Source organism: Rhodococcus sp. FG69, from assembly GCF_057808915.1.
Genome location: NZ_JBMDIX010000058.1, coordinates 1 through 19,506 on the forward strand (window position 1 = coordinate 1; position 19,506 = coordinate 19,506).

17 protein-coding genes and 5 pseudogenes are annotated in these 19,506 nt (G+C 60.2%); 17 read left to right on the forward strand and 5 right to left on the reverse strand.

The annotated features are described in order from the left end of the window. Nucleotides 1-103 precede the first annotated feature (103 nt). Nucleotides 104-1,272, reverse strand: a pseudogene (locus ACODSO_RS27525) (IS3 family transposase). A gap of 238 nt (nt 1,273-1,510) precedes the next feature. Here ACODSO_RS27525 and ACODSO_RS27530 point away from each other — a divergent pair. From ACODSO_RS27530 to ACODSO_RS27575, 10 genes are all read left to right on the forward strand, one after another. After that, nucleotides 1,511-2,269, forward strand: coding sequence for an MlaE family ABC transporter permease (locus ACODSO_RS27530; RefSeq protein WP_027498258.1), 759 nt, complete (start codon nt 1,511-1,513; stop codon nt 2,267-2,269). Between the two features lie 10 nt (nt 2,270-2,279). After that, entirely contained in the window at nt 2,280-3,143 is an 864-nt protein-coding gene (locus tag ACODSO_RS27535; RefSeq protein WP_206489912.1) for an ABC transporter permease, read from the forward strand. Between the two features lie 9 nt (nt 3,144-3,152). Then, a complete protein-coding gene (locus ACODSO_RS27540) occupies nt 3,153-4,187 on the forward strand; it encodes an MlaD family protein (protein WP_206489913.1) in 1,035 nt (344 codons plus the stop codon). Continuing rightward, nucleotides 4,184-5,191, forward strand: a complete 1,008-nt coding sequence (locus tag ACODSO_RS27545; RefSeq protein ID WP_206489914.1) for an MlaD family protein — start codon at nt 4,184-4,186, stop codon at nt 5,189-5,191. Before ACODSO_RS27540 ends, ACODSO_RS27545 begins: the two co-directional genes overlap by 4 nt. After that, nucleotides 5,188-6,183, forward strand: coding sequence for an MlaD family protein (locus tag ACODSO_RS27550; protein ID WP_206489915.1), 996 nt, complete (start codon nt 5,188-5,190; stop codon nt 6,181-6,183). The genes ACODSO_RS27545 and ACODSO_RS27550 overlap by 4 nt, the downstream gene beginning before the upstream one ends. After that, the gene (locus ACODSO_RS27555; protein ID WP_205334194.1) at nt 6,177-7,226 is read left to right on the forward strand and encodes an MlaD family protein; all 1,050 of its coding nucleotides are present in this window, start codon (nt 6,177-6,179) and stop codon (nt 7,224-7,226) included. The genes ACODSO_RS27550 and ACODSO_RS27555 overlap by 7 nt, the downstream gene beginning before the upstream one ends. A 47-nt stretch (nt 7,227-7,273) precedes the next feature. Continuing rightward, nucleotides 7,274-8,263: an MlaD family protein gene (locus ACODSO_RS27560; RefSeq protein WP_241256831.1), complete on the forward strand. Its 990-nt coding sequence runs from the start codon at nt 7,274-7,276 to the stop codon at nt 8,261-8,263. After that, the gene (locus ACODSO_RS27565) at nt 8,260-9,219 is read left to right on the forward strand and encodes an MlaD family protein (protein WP_307830803.1); all 960 of its coding nucleotides are present in this window, start codon (nt 8,260-8,262) and stop codon (nt 9,217-9,219) included. Before ACODSO_RS27560 ends, ACODSO_RS27565 begins: the two co-directional genes overlap by 4 nt. Before the next feature lie 270 nt (nt 9,220-9,489). Continuing rightward, nucleotides 9,490-9,972: a hypothetical protein gene (locus ACODSO_RS27570; RefSeq protein WP_489039849.1), complete on the forward strand. Its 483-nt coding sequence runs from the start codon at nt 9,490-9,492 to the stop codon at nt 9,970-9,972. Further along, nucleotides 9,956-10,423 carry a hypothetical protein gene (locus ACODSO_RS27575; RefSeq protein WP_206489951.1) on the forward strand — a complete coding sequence of 156 codons (468 nt, stop codon included), beginning with the start codon at nt 9,956-9,958 and terminating at the stop codon, nt 10,421-10,423. Before ACODSO_RS27570 ends, ACODSO_RS27575 begins: the two co-directional genes overlap by 17 nt. Here ACODSO_RS27575 and ACODSO_RS27580 read toward each other — a convergent pair. Continuing rightward, nucleotides 10,320-11,009 (reverse strand): annotated as a pseudogene (locus ACODSO_RS27580) (IS30 family transposase); the annotation flags it as partial. The gene ACODSO_RS27575 and the pseudogene ACODSO_RS27580 sit on opposite strands and share 104 nt — an antisense overlap. A 31-nt stretch (nt 11,010-11,040) precedes the next feature. Here ACODSO_RS27580 and ACODSO_RS27585 point away from each other — a divergent pair. After that, nucleotides 11,041-11,248 (forward strand): annotated as a pseudogene (locus ACODSO_RS27585) (integrase core domain-containing protein); the annotation flags it as partial. A gap of 96 nt (nt 11,249-11,344) precedes the next feature. Here ACODSO_RS27585 and ACODSO_RS27590 read toward each other — a convergent pair. Beyond that, nucleotides 11,345-11,686, reverse strand: coding sequence for a DUF4873 domain-containing protein (locus tag ACODSO_RS27590; protein ID WP_027498244.1), 342 nt, complete (start codon nt 11,684-11,686; stop codon nt 11,345-11,347). 130 nt (nt 11,687-11,816) lie between these two features. On the opposite strand from ACODSO_RS27590, the gene ACODSO_RS27595 reads away from it, so the two are divergent. The 5 genes from ACODSO_RS27595 (at nt 11,817) to ACODSO_RS27615 (ending at nt 17,347) form a co-directional block, all read left to right on the forward strand. After that, nucleotides 11,817-12,785 carry an AurF N-oxygenase family protein gene (locus ACODSO_RS27595; protein ID WP_027498243.1) on the forward strand — a complete coding sequence of 323 codons (969 nt, stop codon included), beginning with the start codon at nt 11,817-11,819 and terminating at the stop codon, nt 12,783-12,785. Nucleotides 12,786-12,943: 158 nt separating this feature from the next. Further along, nucleotides 12,944-14,458, forward strand: coding sequence for a flavin-containing monooxygenase (locus ACODSO_RS27600; RefSeq protein ID WP_032370853.1), 1,515 nt, complete (start codon nt 12,944-12,946; stop codon nt 14,456-14,458). Nucleotides 14,459-14,497: 39 nt separating this feature from the next. Beyond that, nucleotides 14,498-15,367 (forward strand): SDR family NAD(P)-dependent oxidoreductase, encoded by an 870-nt coding sequence (locus ACODSO_RS27605; protein ID WP_027498241.1) that lies wholly within the window; start codon nt 14,498-14,500, stop codon nt 15,365-15,367. Next, the gene (locus ACODSO_RS27610; RefSeq protein ID WP_032370854.1) at nt 15,364-16,434 is read left to right on the forward strand and encodes a ferredoxin--NADP reductase; all 1,071 of its coding nucleotides are present in this window, start codon (nt 15,364-15,366) and stop codon (nt 16,432-16,434) included. Before ACODSO_RS27605 ends, ACODSO_RS27610 begins: the two co-directional genes overlap by 4 nt. Beyond that, nucleotides 16,424-17,347 carry an alpha/beta fold hydrolase gene (locus ACODSO_RS27615; protein ID WP_094629832.1) on the forward strand — a complete coding sequence of 308 codons (924 nt, stop codon included), beginning with the start codon at nt 16,424-16,426 and terminating at the stop codon, nt 17,345-17,347. Before ACODSO_RS27610 ends, ACODSO_RS27615 begins: the two co-directional genes overlap by 11 nt. Nucleotides 17,348-17,377: 30 nt before the next feature. Here ACODSO_RS27615 and ACODSO_RS27620 read toward each other — a convergent pair. Further along, a pseudogene (locus ACODSO_RS27620) lies at nt 17,378-17,745 on the reverse strand (AMP-binding protein); the annotation flags it as partial. Between the two features lie 106 nt (nt 17,746-17,851). Between ACODSO_RS27620 and ACODSO_RS27625 the strand changes: the two are divergent. Further along, nucleotides 17,852-18,604, forward strand: a complete 753-nt coding sequence (locus ACODSO_RS27625) for a TetR/AcrR family transcriptional regulator (protein ID WP_489039850.1) — start codon at nt 17,852-17,854, stop codon at nt 18,602-18,604. Between the two features lie 31 nt (nt 18,605-18,635). On the opposite strand, the pseudogene ACODSO_RS27630 reads toward ACODSO_RS27625, so the two are convergent. Next, nucleotides 18,636-19,141: pseudogene (locus ACODSO_RS27630) on the reverse strand (transposase); the annotation flags it as partial. Nucleotides 19,142-19,506 lie beyond the last annotated feature (365 nt).

Sequence of the window (19,506 nt, forward strand, 5' to 3'; positions counted from 1 at the left end):
ACTGGGCTGCGGGGTGGATGACCCTCATCTGCAACCTCGCCGACGTTTTCAACGCTCGACGAGGCGACCTTGGCAGGTCCCCGATAAGTCGGGCCACCGTGTTCTAGATCCACGGTGTAGTTGATTCAGCGACCTCGCAGCCCTCGACCGGTTGGTGGTTGTGGGTGCATCGGGCAGCGTACGCCCCCGCAAGCGGGAGGGACCCCCAGGGCGGCGTGAGGTATCCGAGTGATGAGTGCCGGTGTCGATGGTTGTGGTGGTCTTTGAAGTCCTCGATCACCACCCTCGCTTCGAGCAAGCTCGTCCAGTGATTGCGGTTGAGGCCCTCCGTAGTCGATTGTTGACGGATTCGATGTGTCCGTTGTTCCACGGCGTCCCCGGCTGGATGTAGGAGATACCGACACGGTCGCGCAGAAATGTTGCAGCACATGGGAAATGAACTCCGGACCGTTGTCCATCCGCAGCACTTGCGGCGGCCCGTCCCACAGCACGAACGTCTTGTCGAGCTCGCCGGTCAGCCGCTGTGCGGTGATCGACCGCTCTACGATATTCAAGAGGGACTGCCGGGTGTGTTCGTCGATCATCGACGCGATCTTGATCGCCTTACCATCGACGGTCGAATCGAACTGAGAGTCCTTAGCCCACAACACTTTCGGGGCATCGGCTTCGACCTGCGGTCATGAACTGATGCCGGCGCGTTTGCGGGGATGGTAGATTCGAACCTGCAGACCCTCCTTCCAGAGCCGGTGGACCTTCTTCTTGTTCACCGACAAGCCCCTCGTCGTGCCTCAGATGCGCCCAGGCGCGGCGGAAGCCGTGCAGTGGATGCGAGCCTGCGTACGTCCGCAACGCGGCCCTCAGGGCTGCGTCGGCGATCGGTGTTCGTGCGTAGGTGGAGCGGGTAAGCCCAACAGCTTCGCACGCCCAGTCGTTTCGACAGACTCATGGTGTACACGAGCATGTCGACAGCGCTGCGCTTGGCGGCTGGGCTCAGAATCTTCCCTTCGCTACCTCCCGCAGTGCATCTTTCTCCAGCTCGGCCTTGGCGAGCAACCGTTTGAGCTTGCCGTTCTGCTCGCGCAACTCTTTGAGTTCCTTCGCGGCATCGGTGTCCATCCCGCCGTACTGACGCCGCCAGTTGTACAACGTCGCCGCCGACACCTCGAGCGCCGCCGCGATCTCCTCCTGCGTCTTGCCCGCAGCGGTCAGTTCGTCGGCACTGCGCAGCTTGCGCACGATGTCCTCGACAGAGTTGCGTTTCCGTCCAGCCATGTTTTCCATCGTCCTATCCGCCCAGCTCATGGGCAACAAGGCTCTAAATCGAGATGGCTCCGTTCACTTGGGGACACGCCAACCTGTCAGCTGATTAATCCGACGGAAGTTCCCGAAACCATGTATCAGGTATGCACGTACCTGATACTGTGCGAACACCTTATCGCGACGAGCTGCGCAGACAGAAGAGGAGACCGGTATCTATACAGAAATTGCTGGTCGAGCGACAGCCAGTCTTGTGACCTTTGGAAATTCGATTGCCCTCGCCGGCCAGGCACTGCGGTGGGCCGTGCGCGATATTGTCACCGGACGGTTTCCGTTTCGGGAGTTTGTCACACAGACGTGGTTCGTCATCACCGTAACGACGTTGCCAGCGATCCTGGTCGCGATTCCGTTTGGCGTCATCGTCTCGGTGCAGGTCGGAAGTCTAACCCAGCAGGTCGGGGCCACATCTATCGCCGGAGCCGCCGGTGGACTCGGGATCATTCAGCAGGGGGCACCGATCGTCACCGCGCTCCTGCTCGGTGGTGCGGCAGGGTCGGCCATCGCCTCTGACCTTGGCGCACGCACCGTCCGTGAAGAAATCGATGCCATGGAGACGCTCGGACTAAATTCGACACGTCGACTCGTCGCACCTCGATTCGTCGCGGTTCTCATCGTCGCTCCGATGTTATGCATGCTCATCGTGTTTACCGGTCTCGTGGCCGGCTACATCCTTAGCGTCAACGTCCAGGGCATCACGCCGGGGAGCTACGTCGCATCGTTCGCATCGTTCGCATCATCGGCGGACATCCTTGTAGCGCTGATCAAGTCAGTGGTGTTCGGTCTCGTGGTCGTGACAATCGCGTGTCATCGGGGCCTGTCCACGAAAGGTGGCCCTAAAGGTGTGGCTACATCTGTCAACGCCACCGTGGTCCTAGGGGTGGTGGCGTGCTTCGTCATCAACGTGTTCATCACCCAACTGACCATCATGTTCGTCCCGCAGACCATCGGATGACGGAGAACACGTGACCGCAGTACCATCCACCCGTTATACTTCGGTTACTCGTCCGATCGTGCGTGCTGTGACGCCCCTCGCTGAGGTCCCCGCGCAGCTCGGGCACATTACAACATTTACCATCGACACCGTCGCCGGAATTCGGCACGTCGCAACCACCTATCGACGACAGACGTTTTTATTCATACAGGAGTTTGCCTGGGGACGAGGCGCTGTACTGGTCGGCGGGGGTACCGCGATCGTGCTTGTGATTCTCGGAATGGCTGTCGGGGCGTCCATCGGCATCCAGGGCTACGCCTCGCTAGACCTGGTCGGGATGGGGTCTCTTACGGGATTCATTTCGTCATACGCCAACACTCGAGAGTTGGCACCGATGATCGCCGCGATCGGCTTCGCAGCCCAGGCCGGCTGTCGCCTCACTGCGGAAATAGGTTCGATGCGTATCGCTGAAGAGATCGATGCGCTCGAGTCGATGGCGGTGCGGCCGATTCCGTACATCGTCAGCACGCGTGTAGTCGCGGCGATCACTACCATCATCCCCCTCTACATCGTAACGCTGATACTCAGTTTCGGCGCGGCCAAGCTGGTCGTCATCCTTCTACACGGCCAGTCAGGTGGCACCTACGATTTCTATTTCAATGCGTTCCTCAAACCGCAGGATCTGGTGTTCTCGGTCATCAAGGTCCTCATTTTCGTAGTATCGGTCGTCATCATCCACAGCTACCAGGGTTACTACGCCAGCGGCGGAGCAGAAGGCGTCGGCCGCGCGTCTGGTCGAGCGATCCGCAGCAGTCTCATCATCATCGTCGTGGAGGACATGATCTTGACCCTGTTGATGTGGGGTTTCGATTCGGGCGTCCAGATTTCGGGCTAGGAGTTTCAAGTGGCTGTATTTCAAGATCCATCAGGACGCGCGCCCTCACTGGCGAACTTGACCCTGCGCGGGATCGGGGTTCTCGTCGTAGTGACGGTTGCCGGCTATCTTCTGGTGGGAAACGCGACCGGAAAATATGAAGACAACACGACAGTGACGATCACCACCGACGCGATTGGTGACGGGCTGAAGGGCGGATCGGAGGTGAAGTATCGGGGCTTCACGGTGGGCAAGGTGTCCTCGGTGTCGGGGCGCGACCAAAGTGTAAATGTGAAAATCGAGCTCACCGGAGCTAACGACGACATCCGGTTGCGTCAGGGCCTGGCCGTGAATTACACGTCCGCCAGCGCGCTGGGGCCAACGGCACTGGAGATTGTTGACCCCGGACGGGGAGAGTTAATCGGTGATGGCGGCAGTGTCTATGTCAACAAGCAGCAGTCCGAACAAACGTCGGTATCGACCCTGATTCGAAAACTCTCGAAGCTGGTCGATGCTCTCGATCAGCCGGCGTTCAATTCTGTGGTGAAGTTTGTCGTCGATGATTCCCAAACGTTTGCCGACGCCGGCAAGCTCATGTTCCAGATCGCGCAGCTCACTCGGGACGTTCAACAGCGTCCAGTGGGCCAGGATTTGGCGATCGCAGCAGACCTGTCCCAGGGTGTAGCCGATTTCATGACGCCGTTCGTTCCGGGCATCCTCATAAACGTCGACGTCGCTGACTTCTTCGCCACCGACGAGGCCATCAAACAGGCCACAGGCAACCTCAACAGCTACAACGAGTTTCTGTTCGGGGGACTAGGACTGTTGAGCGAAAACTACCCGGCGTTGAGTTCACTACTGGACGTCGGCCTCGATCTGGCGAGGCCGGTCGCCAGATCGGCATCGGGACTCGCGCAGACCATTTACACCATCCCGCAGATCCTGGACAGCATCGACAACGCCACGCCGCAAGTCGGCGAGCGAGTACAACTTCAGGTCGCCCTGGTAGTGCAGACGTCACCTGCGCTGCAGAGCGCGCTTGCAGCAGGAGGACCAAGAAGATGAAGCTCAAGTCGTTAACTCCCACCATCGTCAAGATCGTCGCGTTCGCCGCAGTCATCGGCGTTCTCACCTACGTGATCATCGCCATCCTCGAACCCAGCTCGGACGGACCGAGTTCTGAACGATCTGCGGTCTTCTCCGATGCATCCGGGCTCAAGCCTCGCGACGGTGTGCGGTTGGCGGGAGTCAAGGTCGGATATGTGACGGCGATCGACCTGAAAGGGCCCACCGCGGTCGTTCATTTCCAACTGAACAACGACGTCGCGATCACGTCGAGCACTACCGCCGCCGTGAGGTATCAGAATCTTCTCGGACAGCGATATGTCGAATTGATCGGTGCGGCACAGGGAAAGACACAGGGGGCGGCGCTTACACAGGTGGCGCTCGACAAGACCGTTCCCTCATTTGATGTGTCCACCTTGTTCAACGGGTTCAAGCCGGTGTTCGACACGCTTAACGCCGACGAGATCAATGAACTGCAGTCCAACTTGTTGCGCGTTGCTCAAGGTGATGGGAGGGGTATATCGCCTGTTCTGGAGCAGGTCGCCAACATCACCGCCTACGGGGACCAGCGGTCTGAGATCATCACGAATATTGTGACGAGCCTCGGCCAGGTCTCCGACCAACTCGAAGGCCGCTCGGCGCAGCTGGTCGAACTCGTCGACAAGCTGGGATCGATCGTCGACGAGTTCAGCCGCGTGAGTGACCGGTTGCGGGAGTCGCTAGGCGAGATCAACCGGTCCATGGAGAAAACTGTCATCGCCGGGGAGCAACTTGAGTCAACGTACGACCAGAGTTTCGCGACGATCTATCAGCGTCTGGCGCGAGAACCCGGGGAGTTGGAGGGGCTACTGAATGGCGCGGTACTGCTCAAGCCCCTTATGGACTCGCTGAACGCTTCGACGAATTCCACGCCGACTGAGGCACGATGTTCGAAAGGCCTTCTGCCCCTGCCGGATACAGCTACGATTGCGCTTATGGGGCAACGATTGGTGGTGTGTAAGTGAGGTTGTTCAGTCGAAATCGACCGCATCACCAGTCCGAACGCAGACGCGACCTCATCGTCGCCGCTGTGGTGGTGGTGACCGTGGTGGTCGGTCTGGTAATCGCCGGGACCGTGTATATCGCACCGCCCGGCCAAAAGGTGTACTCGGCGCAACTGGTCAACACCGGAGGGCTGGAGTCGGGTGATCAGGTGCGTATAGCGGGGATAAGACAGGGAACGGTGTCGTCGGTGGACCTCGCGGGAACGTTTATCACAGTCGAATTTCGACTCGACGACTCAGTGCCAGTCCGTTCGGATGCCACCGCAGCGGTTCGCCTGATCACGCCGATCGGCGGGCGAGTTCTGGATCTGGACCCAGGGTCAGGACCGACCTCGCTGTCGGGGGCGATCCCCCTTGTTCAGACATCGAGTACTTACGACATTTCGGACACGCTCGAGACGACGACGCCGGTGTTCCGCGATGTAAAGGGCGTCGATCTCCGTCAGACTGCGTCGCTGCTGCAGAATGCGTTCTCCGACGGCAACACAAACATTCCCGACGCACTGAGGAACACCAGCAGTTTGATGGAACTCTTAGAGCGACAGTACGGTCAGCTCGACAAAGCGGTCGCTCTATCCGATGAATACGTCAACGCTTTCGCCGATCAAAAGCAGATGCTGGTCGACTTTCTCCGTCAACTCAGCTTCGTTGCCAGTACGCTGGGACCTGATATCGAGAACGTCCGCGGCGGGTTCGACCTTCTCAGTCGTCTGTTCAAACTTCTCACGAGGCCGCTCGTGGCTTACAGCGATGGAATCGAACCGTCTGTCCAACAATACAAGACGCTCCTCGACAAGGTGTCGTCAGAGCTGCCAGGCTACTCCGATGCCCTGGCCCAGGTTGATCAGATCACTCAGCGCCTCGGCGTCCTCCTCCAGGCGCCGGTCGGTGCGTCGACTACCACAGAACCAGAGGTTCGTGTGTGCATTCCGAGTGGTGACGACAAATGTTGACTACATGGATCCGAAGACTGTTGCTCCTGATCGCCGTGGTGGTTGTGGTGGTCGCTAGTGTGGAAATAGGGGGGAGGGTGTCCGACGACACGCGCTCCCTGTGTGCCGAGTTCACCGACGCATCGGGCCTCTTCGAAGGCAACACAGTAGCCATGCTCGGCAAGAAGATAGGCAGCGTCGTCGGGGTGCAACAGAATAGTGATCAGTCCGGTGTAAGGATCGAAATGCGGATCGACAAGAGCGTGCCGCTGCCCGCCGACGTCGGCGCGACTATGGTGTCGACATCCATCGTGACCGAACGTCAAATCGAGTTCACCAAGCCGTACTCCGGTGGAGCCCGATACGAGACGAATCAGTGCATTCCGTTGAGTAAGACGAGAACCCCGCTGGGAATCAGTCAGACGCTCGACTCGATCAGCAACTTGTCCGAGGACCTGGTCAAGGACAACGGCAGGAACACCGACGCGATCTTGCAGTCCCTCGAGCTCGTCTCCCGCAATCTGGAAGGAACGCAGGGCGACGTGGCCGGGATCATCAAGGACTCAGCCACGCTCATCAACGACCCGGCCAAGCGGGATGGACAGATTCGCAGGATCGTCGGGAACCTCGCAACACTGACGGGGGTGGCAACCGAGAACGACAAAGAGCTGACCGCCCTCTTCGACAACTTCGTCGGTGCCATCGAGGTCATCATCGCGTACGGCCAGACCTTCGGCGCGGCAGTCGAGTACGCGGGGACGTTCGTACCGATCCTCTCGCGGCTCGCAACAGATTTCGGTCCCCCGATATTCGCGATCGGTGATGCTGCCGTTCCGCTCATCGCCGACATGGGAGAGCAGCCGGACATGATGGCAGCAGTAGCAGCCCGCACGGCAGACCTCATCGTGAAACACCCCGATGCCAAGTCAATTGTGCAGGCGTTCGCAGTGTCGCTGCCTTTGCGAAGCCTCGTCAGTAGCTGCGCCGCGCCGGTGGCAAACGGCGTCTGCAGGTCCAGCGATGCATCAAGGACGATCGCCGGGATGATGGGTGGAGGGGCCTGATGATCTCGGTCAACCGGGCACGCCTCGGACCCACGATAGTCGCACTGATGGCAACGATAGTTTTCGTAACATCGTGTGGGATCAACGCCGACAATCCGCCGACGATAGCGACCTCCGACGCGGACGGCTACGACATCCAGATGGAGTTCACCAGCGCACTCAACCTGCCAGCCCTCGCAAAAGTTCTCTCGGGGGGAATCAGCGTCGGGTTCGTCGAAGATGTCACGTACGAGAACGGGCATGCGGTCGTGAAAGCTCGCATCGACAACACGACTCAGCTGCCGGGCGAATCGCGAGCCGAGCTACGTCAGGACACTCTCCTTGGTGAGATCTACGTTGCCATCCTTCCCCCAGCCGAGCCGTCGACGGGTGCCTTGCTGCGGTCGGGTTCGGTGATCCCGCTGGCACGGACCGAGCCGGCAGCAAATGTCGAGGACGTCATGCGCGGAATGGCGAATGTCCTCGGCGGCGGTGAGCTCGACAAGATCCACACCGCCATCTCGACATTGAACACCACGTTCCCCAAGGACCCGCAGCAATTCGACGCCCTGTATCAGACAACGCTGGAGACCGTCTCGGAGGTCTCCTCGAATACCGACAAACTCGACGTAGTGTTGAGGTCGGCTGATCAGACTCTGAAAGTGATCTTGGACGATCCGTCGGGAATCGACCGGATGCTGACCAAGGGCGGACGCAACTTTTCTGGCCTCGGCGACTCCCTGATCGAGGTCGCGTTACTCATCGCCAACTCGCGTGATTTCGCTGTGTCCGCGGGCAGGATCGTGGATCCGGAGTACTTACGGATCAAGGAGTCAGTGGCCGGGATCGCCCCGGTGATCGATTCGATCGCCAACTCCGACATCTACTCGAAGTCCGTCACGGAGCAGGCAACGAGCGTCATCCGCGACAAACTCATTCCATTCGTGCGGTCGCCCGACATCAACCTCTCGGACATCTCCATCGATGGTCGGGACCTAGCGCGGCGTGACGCCGAATCCTTCATAACCGTGTTGAGATCAATCGGAATGATGCCGTGAACCGCAGCAGCACGCTCATATCGATACTGGCTCTCGCCGTCGTGTTCGTCGTAGGGCTCGGCTACCTCGTCGTCGGCGTGGCACACATCAACCCCACCCGCTCCGAGTACTCGTTAACCGCCATCATCGACAGCTCAGGCGGTCTGCTGGACACATCGCCGGTGATGGTGCGGGGGGTACCCGTCGGAAAGGTGTCCTCGATCAACGTCGCGGATTCGGCAATTAAGGTCGAGATGACGATCGATTCCGACCACAAGATCCCCCAGGACAGCGAGATGTCTATCCAGAATCTGTCGCTCGCGGGGGAACAGTACATCAACTTCGTGCCCGCGGGCACGGCAACCGGTGGGTACTTCGATAACGGAGACGTGGTGCCCGCGGACGCGGTGCACGTGTCGCAATCGGTTCCCCAGGTGTTGCCAAAGTTGGCTGCAGTGGCAGATGGGCTCGACCCGGAATCGATCGAGTCCATCAACAAGACCGTCGCCGAGGCCGTCGCCGGACGGCAGGACGACCTCGACACGATCGGCGACATGATGCACCGTGTAGTCGATTTCGTCGGCAAAGATGGGTCCGTCCGGGTGACCGCGGACAACGCCGAGTTCCTGCTCGGCCTCTTGTCCAATGCCGGGGACGTCCTCACTACGGCATCTGTACGCACCCCTGACGCCGTGAACGGGTTTGCGCGGCTTCAACGGGCGTTCATCAGGTTCACAACCACCTCGTACGACAAGTGGCCTCCCGTGTTGAAGCTTGTGGAAAAGCTCAACGGCTATATTCAGATCCTGCAGCCGGATCTGCTGACGATCACCCGGGCGGTGAAACCGGCGACCGAGAAAGTCGCCGACACATACGTCGACTTCGGGTCGATCGGCGACCTCCTCGGCCGAACTTTCCCGGCGTCGCGACCAGGTCGCGCCGAGGTCCCCGTCACCGTGTCGCCGCCACTACGGTGACGCCCCGTCCGCAAGCGACTGTCACCGTAAGTACACAGAAGGTCCCACATGACAAATGACGACCGAACGAAACCGCACCCCGAGCCCACTGAGGTCGAGGACAGCGCGGCAGCAGCGACGCCGGATGGCGATCTACTGATGGACGAAAACGCCCCAGCCGCGTCCGCCGTAGCCACGGCTGGGGCTGGAGACAGCGACGTCGAACCCCCCTCGCCAGGTGGGCACCGCTGGTCAGCATCGCCGCGATCACGTGCCGTGGTGGTTTCGGCCGTGATCGTGGTGCTCGCTGTGCTGGCCGGCGTGTTCGCCTACCTCTACCTCGAGGCCGACGAAGCGAAGTCGGTATTGGAAAACGACGCCGCGCAACGGGCCGCCGCGGCGAAGGCCGCCTCGGATTACACGACCAGATCCCTGACCTACAGCTACCAGAACACCGACGCCTTTTTCGCGGCAGTCAAAGAGGACGCGGGTGAGGCTCTAGTCAAGCGGTATGACGAGGTTCGGCCGACGCTGACCCAGATTATCCAGCAGGCCCAGGTGCAGGCGTCGGGACGCGTTCTGGCCACCAGCGTCACCAGCGTCACCGGTGACACCGGTGACACCGACGAAGAATACACGGTGATGGTCTTCGCGAGCCAGAAGACGCAGAACGTGCAGAATCCACAACCGAGTGAACTGCCGACATTGTTGAAGGTGGTCGTGACGAAAACCGCCCAGGGCTGGCAAATTCAGGACTATGGCCCAGCTGAATGAGGCGGCGGCTCCGCAGAAGGAGTTCCACGAAGAGCAAGATGCAGGACGGTACTCATTCTTCGACGCGGTCGCAGATGTCGGAGATGTCGGCGGGGTCGACGCCGGTGAGGAGTTGGGTGATCTCTTCGGGTTGCGGGTGCCACTCGATCGGGTCAGTTTGCGAGTGGTCGAACACCGACATAATCGGGAATGTCGGGATTTTGCAGGCCTCCTCGCCGTGCCGACGGTCAAAGACACAGCGATGGTCACCACGGCGCTGAAGATGGCGTTGTGGCGACGAGATCACGGTGGACGCCGCGTCGGCTCAGGGCTCATCCATCACAGCGGTGCCGGCAGTCAGGGCGGATTCAACCTGTCGTCGCAACACAGTGCCGTGAAGCCGAGCGTATCTGCTCTGCAAGCACTTCCGCTGGGGTTCGCCACCCATGTGTTTTGCGCGGGCGGTTGTTGAGTGCATCCGTCACGGCCTGAACGTCACTTCGACGGTATCGAGCGAGATCGGTTCCCTTCGGAAAGTATTGTCGCAGCAATGCATTGGTGTTTTCGTTCGGTCCTCGCGGCCAGGGGCTGTACGGGTCGCAGAAGTACACACGGATCCCGGTTTCTGCGGTCAACTCCGCATGACGTGCAAGCTCCGCCGCGGTCCCAGGTCACCGATCTGCGCAGGTGCTCCGGCAGCGGTGTCATCGCAGCCTGGAGTGCATCGCGGACCGACTCCGATCCGTAACCGGACAACGCCGGCCCGTTCTTCACCGGGGGCGCATCCCCGTACCCATCCTTACGTGGCAGATGCAGCAACGTGGTGAATCTGCTGGTGCGTTCGACAAGCGTACCCACTGCGGACCTGCCCAGCCCGATGATCAGACCTCACCGTTTTCGTCGCGGATCACGCCCGAGAGCACTTCCTGCACGTACTCTCGAAGAGGTTCGTGTTCAACGAGTTTGGCTACCTTGGGTCGCCTTGCCGCAAGATCGGCTTTCCATTGCGCCACTGATGTGCGGTACTCGAGCTTGCCGTCGCGGGTGGCAGCGTTGCGAGGGGATTGCGGCATCGATCCGCTGTGTCGGGATGCGTACGACAATGCGTTGGCCGAGAGCACAATTGGGTTGTTCAAGACCGAGGCAGTATCGAAGAGAAGCCCGTTCCTGAACGGCCCGCTCAAGACCATCGACGATGTCGAGTTCGCCACGATGGGATGGGTCGACTGGTTCAACCAACGCCGCCTCCCACAGCACCCTCGACTACCTCACACCAGACGAATTCGAGAAGGCCTACCGCAGTCAAGAATCGGCTGTCTGGTGGCGTTGCTTCACCCGCCTGGGCGCTATCGGACTGGATGCTGGGGAACGCCCAGGGCGCAAAGCGGGTCGGTCAACCCTGATGTTCACTCTCTGCTATCGACTCAACTTCCTCGAGCGTGGTGGGGATGTGGTACGGCGGTCTGCTCGTGCCCGAGATGCGATAGCGGTCCCAGAAATCAGGGTCGCCCACGACGCACTCGGCGCGTCCCTCTGGTGTCGCAAAGACGGCAACCGTGCGCCTTCCCGAGAGGGCGGCGTGGAGCGCATCATTCTTGTCGATCCTGCCGTACCAGGTGTATAAGCCGTTGAGGGGCTGGAAATAGCCTTTGATCTTCACCCCGACAGCAATCTCCTTGCCACGGCACACCAAGGTGCCCTCGCCGGAGTAGTCGAGATCGTGGTCGTCAGACACGCAAGGCTCACTTTCTTCACATCGAACATTGACAAAAGAACGCATTGGCGCAGACACTATCAGTATCTGGTACCCGGAGTACGGGTATGAAGTCGAGACTCAGCTCGGCCCGGAACGCAACGGAGGTCACATGACCGTTCAAAATGTGGAGACCAAGCCCGACGTCTCAACGGAAGGCGCTGCGCGTGTCAGCGCCCGCAAGCCCGTCGACATGCAGAGATCTGCCGGCCGACTGCTGCGGGCGGCGGCCGAAAAATTCTATGACGCGGAGATCGACATCGATTGGGACTCACCCTGGGAGGAAGGAAAGTACTACCTGCCAGAGCATCGGGTCTCGCTCTACGGCACCAAGCTGTGGGAGAGAATGAGCGATGAGCAAAAGGCGGAACTCGGGCGCCACGAAATCGTCAGCATCCTCAGCTTCGGTATCTACGCGGAGAATCTGCTCAGCTCGGCGCTGCTCCGAACATCCGCCAAAGGCGCCCTGACAGATCAAAGGTCCCTCTACGCCCTTAACGAGATCGGCGACGAGGCACGTCACTCGACGATGTTCGCCCGACTGATCAACAAGACGGGCCTGGCACCGTACAAGTTGCCGAAGGGGTTCTTGAGCATCGCGAAGATCTTGCACTTTGTGCCTCTCGGCCCGTCCGTGTCCGGCGCGACTCTGCTCATCGAGGAGATCCTCGACCGCGCTCAGCGCGAGGCGATGAATGACCCGAAAATGCAGCCGCAGCTGCGCCAGCTCATGAAGATCCACGTTCTCGAAGAGGCCCGTCACATCACGTTCGCGCGGCTGGAAATGGTGGAAGGGATGCAGCGTCGCGGACGCATCTCGCGCGCCTGGCATAGAGGCACGTTGGCGGCCATTGCGAACTTTGCATACCCGTTGCTCATCAATCCGAAGGTATATCCCGATGTCGGAATCAGCCGTCTGCGCGGCCTGTGGGCGCAGCAGACGAGCCCGAACTATCGCGTCAACTTGCAGTTCATGTCCGAGCCGATGATCCGATTCTTCCACGAGGCCGGAATGATGGAGGGGAAGTTCACGATGGCGATGTGGCGCGCAACGCGCAGCCTGCCCGACGATCTGCGCTAACACGCCCGGCCCGGTCCGCGCGTCCCACAGCCCATTCCTCGACCCCACGACCGGATTCCTCGGTTCGTGGGCTTGGGCGGATGACATTCCCACACCTGCCACGCGTCACGGCGCGCCGTGCGGGTCCGTTTTCTGCATTCGATCAGGAGTTTTTCACAATGCCGTCCTCCAACGCCAAGTCCGCCGCCACGGCGACAGACCCGGGAATAACCGAGCCCATCACTACCAAAGTTCTCATCATCGGCAGCGGCTTCTCTGGCCTCGGTATGGCCGTCCAGCTCCGACGACGCGGGTACAGTGATTTCATCGTTCTAGAAAAGGCCGACTCCGTCGGTGGGACGTGGCGCGACAACACCTATCCGGGATGCGCGTGCGACGTACCGTCACTGATGTACTCCTACTCGTTCGAGAGTCGCGGTAGCTGGTCGAAGGTGTGGTCCTCGCAGCCCGAAATCGAGCAGTACCTGAAAGATATCTCCAACAAGCGTGGTGTCACTCAGAAGATCCACTTCGGGCAGAAGTTGGTCTCCGGATACTGGAGCGAGTCCGAATCTCGGTGGCACCTGCGTACCGAGTCGGGCCGGGAGTACGTCGCGCAGTACATCGTGTCCGGTGTCGGCGCTCTGCACATCCCGAATTTTCCGAATATCCCCGGAATCGACGAGTTCGCCGGTCAGGCGTTCCATTCGGCACAGTGGGACCACACGGTGGATCTCCAGGGCAAGCGGGTGGCCGTCATTGGCACCGGTGCCAGCGCGATTCAGTTCGTGCCGTTCGTGCAGAAGGACGCCGGCACACTCACGGTCTTCCAGCGAACCCCGGCTTGGGTACTTCCACGCAAGAACTTCGCGGTGCCGCCGGTACTTCGGACGCTGCTCAGCAAGATCCCTATTACTCGCCGCCTCGCTCGGTGGTCGGTCTACTGGGGCGCAGAGAGCCTGGCCTTCGGGCTTAACGGCCACTCCAACCTTATGCGACCGATCGAAAAGGTGGCGAAATGGAACATCGAGCGTTCTATCACCGACCCCGAGCTCCGCCGGAAGCTGATGCCGTCCTACCGCATCGGATGCAAGCGCATCCTGGGATCGAACGACTACTACCCTGCGCTCGCCGCCCCCAACACGACAGTGATCAGCGATCGGATCGAAAAGATCACTGCCGATTCGATCGTCACCCCTGACGGCGTGTCACACCCTGTGGATGTGATCATTTACGCCACAGGGTTCCATGTCACGGACGGGTTCGATCAACTCGCGCTCAAGGGCGCTCGGGGCGAGGACTTGCCGTCGCACTGGCACCGGACGGGCATCAATACCCACCTCGGCATCACCACCGAGGGCTTCCCGAACCTGTTCTTCCTGCTCGGACCTAACACGGGTCTTGGGCACAACTCTGTCGTGTTCATGATCGAGCAGCAGATCAAGTACATCATGAAGGCCATCGACGCCGTCGACAGTCGAGGTGCGGAGCGTGTTGATGTGCGGGCCGAGGTTCAAGAACACTTCAACAAGAGCATCCAACACAAGCTCGCCAAGGGCGTGTGGACCAACGGCGGATGTACGAGTTGGTATCTGGACTCGCAAGGTGTCAACCGTACGGTATGGCCCGGGTTCACCTGGCAGTACTGGCGAGCGACGAAAGACTTCGATCCCGCCGAGTACGAGATCGCCTGACAATCCAACCGTAGGTCATCGAGAAGTGAGTATCCGACAGTGAGTAGTTCGACAGCAGGCAATTACGCGACCCAGGTCGCAGTCGTCACGGGAGCCGCCTCAGGGATCGGTCGGTCCCTTGCCCTCCAACTGGCCGAACGCGGGGCCAGCCTTGCCTTGTCCGACGTCGACGAAGTGCATCTCGAGGAGACGGCGGACATGTGCCGTACCGCGCATCGTGCGACCGTGGAGACCGCGGTGTTGGACGTGGCAGATCGTGCTGCGTTCCAGGTTTACGCAGAGAGCGTGCAGTCGTCTTTCGGGCGCGTCAACATGGTGTTCAACAATGCCGGCGTCGCCCTCGGCGCCGACGTTGTCGACATGTCCTGGGAGGATTTCGACTGGCTGATGGGCATCAACTTCGGTGGTGTCGTCAACGGGACCAAGGCGTTCCTGCCTTATCTGATCGCCTCTGGTGATGGTCATCTGGTAAACACCTCCAGCGTCTTCGGTCTGGTCGGGATCCCCAGTCAAAGCGCTTACAACGCCGCGAAGTTCGGTGTGCGTGGCTTCACCGAAGCGCTTCGGCAAGAGATGAAAATCAGTCGGCATCCGGTCACGGTGACATGCGTTCACCCCGGCGGCGTCAAGACTAATATCGTCAACAACGCTCGTGGTGTATCCGATATGGGGGCAGATACCGCCACCATTGCCTCGATGTTCAACAACATCGCCAGGACCACTCCGGAGAAAGCTGCGTGCGCCATCCTCAAGGGAATGGACAAGAAGAAGCCCCGAGTGCTGATCGGCGCAGACGCACGTGGCTTCGACTTTGTCGCACGCGTTGTCGGTCCGCGCTACCAGGACATCTCTGCGCCTGTCACACGCGCGGGCTACGCCTTGGCTCGTAAGCGGGGGATCATCAAATGACCCTCGAACAGGAGAATCGGCCGGGCACCACCGCGCGATCGCGAACGCTGACCGTGTCGGAGGTCGTGCAGGAGACCAAGGACTCCGTGAGCATCGCCTTCGAAGTGCCTGACGAGATCGTCGACGATTTCAAGCATCTACCCGGGCAGTTCATTACGTTGAAGATCCCGTCCGACCAGACGGGCCACGTCGCACGATGCTACTCGCTGAGCAGTTCGCCTCATGTCGATGACTTCCGCCTCGAGATCGGGGTGAAGCGCACCGCTGGGGGGTATGCGTCGAACTGGTTGTGTGACAACGTTTCCATCGGCATGGAGGTGACCGTCCTCACGCCATCGGGAAAGTTTACCGCTAAGAGCCTCGACGTCGACTTGCTCTTCTTCGCTGGCGGAAGCGGCATCACTCCGGTTCTGTCGCTGGTGAAGTCGGCTCTGGTGTCGGGCAGTGGGGAAGTTGTCCTGTTCTACGCAAACCGTGACTCCGATTCGATCATGTACGAGTGCCAGCTTGAGCAGATTAGATCTGAATTCGCCGAGCGGTTCACTTTGGTTGACTGGCTTGAGTCGGAGAACGGGATTCCCACATCAGAGGCTGTAGAAAAGATTATTCGTGAACACAAGGGATCGGCAATTTTCACCTGCGGGCCTTCCCCTTTCATGGATCTTGTGGAAAGCTCTGCCGCCGCATGCGGAGTGGATCATTCGGATGTACATCGAGAGGTATTCCAGTCGCTGACGGGTGACCCGTTCGACACCGCAACACTGCGTCGACTCAGTGACGACGAGGGTGTAGCTACGGCCACGGTTTATCTGAACGGAGAGTGCATCACCACGGAGTGGCCACGTAACACGCCTCTGCTCGATGTGCTGCTCTCGCGAGGGCACAATGCCCCGTACTCGTGCCGAGAGGGCGCATGCAGCGCGTGTGTGTGCAAGCTCATCGATGGCGATGTCGAGATGGTGCAGAACAACATCCTCGTAGACGACGACATTGAGGACGGCGAGCGACTCGCGTGCCAGGCACTTCCGCTCACCGACGCTGTGACGGTGAGTTTCGATGACCTCTGACTCCTCGAAAGCTGGCCTATTGTCGCGGCGGTCGCGGGAGGTTCTCTCCAGTGACGGCACGAGGCTGTTTGTCGAGGAGTACGGGCTCGGTGATGATGCGCCGCTGCTGGTGTTCAGCCACGGGTGGGCTTGCCAAGGTCGGTTCTGGAGACCTCAGATCGAGCACTTCGCCACCACACACCGTGTGGTGGTGTATGACCAACGAGGGCATGGCTGGAGCGACCGGGGTCGCGCGCCCTTCTCTTCGTCGGTGCTTGGCGACGATCTCGAGGCTGTCTTGCGCGCTGTCGTCACGTCTAATCGTAAGGCATTGGTGACCGGTCACAGTATGGGCGGGATGTCCATCATGGGTTGGGCTGCCGAGCACCCGGAGTCGGTGCCCGTCTTATCCCGTGGTGCCGTCTTGGCGAGTACCGGCCCCTCGCAGTTGGTGAGTAGATCGACGCTAATTGGGTCGCCACGTCGATTCCGCGCCTCACTGGAGCGGGCATTCGCAGCCGGGCTCGCCACCGCGGGACCGGAGATGCTTGACACTCGCTTCAACCGACGGTTGGTGAAATACGGGACGATGGGTCCACACGCGCCAGCAGACGTTGTGGCTGAGTGTTCCGACATAGTACTGCGGTGCCCCCCTGAGGTTCGGGGAATGTGGGGCAGGGTCCTGGCCACCATCGATGTAAGCAAAGGAATCGACTCACTTACGGTTCCGACGACCGTGATCGTGGGCTCGGCCGACAAGTTGACACCCGCGGTTCATTCCATTGATCTCGCCGACCGACTGCAGCAGCGCCGCCGGTTGCATGAGTTCGTGGCGTTGCCACAGATCGGTCACATGATCAACATGGAGGCGCCAAACTATTTCAACGAAGCAGCGGCCCGATTGGACGCAGTCACGGTAGGCGATGGCTTTTGAACCGTCGACCGGACACACATGAGCTCGTGAGACGGCCACGATCGTCGACAGGCCGCGCGTGTCCGAGTTGGGAGGGGTCCATCGAGGCGTACAGCATCGATGGCATCGCCACGGTGATCTTTTTTGCGTCGATGGTGCGCAGCACCTCGGCGGATAAAACTTCGGCAGCACCATCATCGGGCCGTCTTTCGTCAGGGTCGGTACGAAGAACGCGGCCCCAGCATGCGACAGCGGGGTGCACAACGAGAATTTGGGGTACCCGGCCATTCTCACTCCGGAGAGTTGAATCTGCGTCATCGTGAACAATGCCGAAGCCTGCCGATGGCTCCCTTCGGCTTTCCGGTCGTGCCGCCGGTGTATGTGATCGACACGGTGCGATCCGGCGGACGATCGGCTGCTTGAGGGAGGGTGCCGAACCGCTGCGAGCGAACCGAGAGGTTTCAGCGAACGGCTCTCCAGCCCGACTCGCTTGAGAGGACCCTTCCGGGTATTGTTAACCCCACAATGTCATTCGTCCGCCGCGTTTCATTTACTCCATCTCAGGTGCAGCGTCGAGTGGCCGATGCCCGTAGCACCCGCTGGGATGAGCATAGAGTCGAGGTACGCGCGCAGCTGGTCGACGCGACCATACGGATCATCGAACGGTATGGTGCAGGCGTCAGCATGGACGACATCGCTGCGGAGGCCCGTGTATCTAAACCAAAGCTGTACCGCTACTTTGGCGACAAAGCGGGCTTGAACGCGGCGGTGGCGGCGAAACTCGGTGCGTTGATGTGGGATTCGGCGAAAGCCACTATTCTCGCCGACCAAGATTATCTTTCGGTTGACGACATGGTTCGCTCGTCCGTCCAGAGCTACGTCACGCTCGTCGGGCGGTATCCCACGGTCGTCAGATTCCTTATGGCGAATCACTTGTTTCAGTACTCCGGATCGGGAAATGGCGGAGTTGCTGACGAACTGAGGTCGGTGATGGAGGTCGTCGCCGATCGGTTCACTGAAAGTCTTCAGCGTGTTCACGCAGATACTTCGGTCATTCCCTTGGCCGTGGCGTCCATTCTGGGTTCTGGTCTATCTGCGACTCAGTGGTGGATCGACAACGGTCGTGAGCAAGGGGTGGACGATACGTTCTTCGCCGCACACCTATCAGAGACGACGTGGGGAATCATCGACGGCGCGGCCGCAACCGTAGGCGTGGCCTTCTCACGCAGTCTGCCATTCAGCCATCCCGGTTTCGCCTCCCGCCACAAAATGGACTGAATCACCCTAGATATCCCAGAAGTGTAACTTGTCAAGCTGCGTCGGGTTGTTGCGCGGTGCGGTGTGCCCAAGCGGTGTGTTCGTCGTATTCGGTGCAGTGGCGTACGCACCCGTGCAGGAGCCCGACAAGTCTGTTGGCGAGTGCGCGGAGCGCTTGGTGGTGGAGGTCTCCGGTAGCACGGTGTTGGTCGTAGAACGCGCGAGCGGCCGGACTCTGGCTGAGGGCGCAGAACGCCCACCGGTCGATGGCATCGTAGAGCCGCCGGTTGCGGATATGTCGAGCCAGTACGGCCCGCTTCTTGCCCGACGCAACTGTCAGGGGTGACGTACCGGCGTAATTCTTGCGAGACTTGGCGTTGGTGTAGCGGTCGACGTCGTCGCTGAATTCACCGAGCCCCGGGCGGCGAGGATGACACCGATTCCTGGCAGGGAGAGGTAGATGGCGGCGTTGTGTATCCGCGTCCGGGTGTGTTTCAAAATGGCGGGTCAGTTCGGCTTCGAGTCGCCGATCTGACGGTTCAACTCCGCGATCAGCGCCAAGAGTGCGCCGGCATCGCGCTCGACCTGCGCTGCGAACGCCTGCAACCACGAAAGGCGAACGCTACCGAGCCCGTTTCTGCGCCCGCTGCGCACTCCGCGACGACCTCCATGCAATCTTGATATTCGATAACGAGGACATCGCGCTGGACGTGGCGTGTCCCCGTTCACTGGGGACACGCCACCTGGACAAGAACTCAGTTACGGGCAGTCCGCAAACGCGGCCTCAGAATAGTCATCTCCAGGTCCGAAATCCTCGCGGCAGATCACTTCTCTCTTTATGCTATGTCGGCTTGGTCGATCCTTTAGTGCGGTTCACTTCTGACATAGTGCAGTTTATCTATCGAAACTAACAGCGGTGCAGG

Excerpts from the sequence above, each read along its gene's own strand:
- ACODSO_RS27545 (WP_206489914.1), top strand. The coding sequence starts at position 4,184 with ATGAAGCTCAAGTCGTTAACTCCCACCATCGTCAAGATCGTCGCGTTC.
- ACODSO_RS27555 (WP_205334194.1), top strand. The coding sequence starts at position 6,177 with ATGTTGACTACATGGATCCGAAGACTGTTGCTCCTGATCGCCGTGGTG.
- ACODSO_RS27560 (WP_241256831.1), top strand. The coding sequence starts at position 7,274 with ATGGCAACGATAGTTTTCGTAACATCGTGTGGGATCAACGCCGACAAT.
- ACODSO_RS27575 (WP_206489951.1), top strand. The coding sequence starts at position 9,956 with ATGGCCCAGCTGAATGAGGCGGCGGCTCCGCAGAAGGAGTTCCACGAA.
- ACODSO_RS27595 (WP_027498243.1), top strand. The coding sequence starts at position 11,817 with ATGACCGTTCAAAATGTGGAGACCAAGCCCGACGTCTCAACGGAAGGC.
- ACODSO_RS27600 (WP_032370853.1), top strand. The coding sequence starts at position 12,944 with ATGCCGTCCTCCAACGCCAAGTCCGCCGCCACGGCGACAGACCCGGGA.
- ACODSO_RS27610 (WP_032370854.1), top strand. The coding sequence starts at position 15,364 with ATGACCCTCGAACAGGAGAATCGGCCGGGCACCACCGCGCGATCGCGA.
- ACODSO_RS27615 (WP_094629832.1), top strand. The coding sequence starts at position 16,424 with ATGACCTCTGACTCCTCGAAAGCTGGCCTATTGTCGCGGCGGTCGCGG.
- ACODSO_RS27625 (WP_489039850.1), top strand. The coding sequence starts at position 17,852 with ATGTCATTCGTCCGCCGCGTTTCATTTACTCCATCTCAGGTGCAGCGT.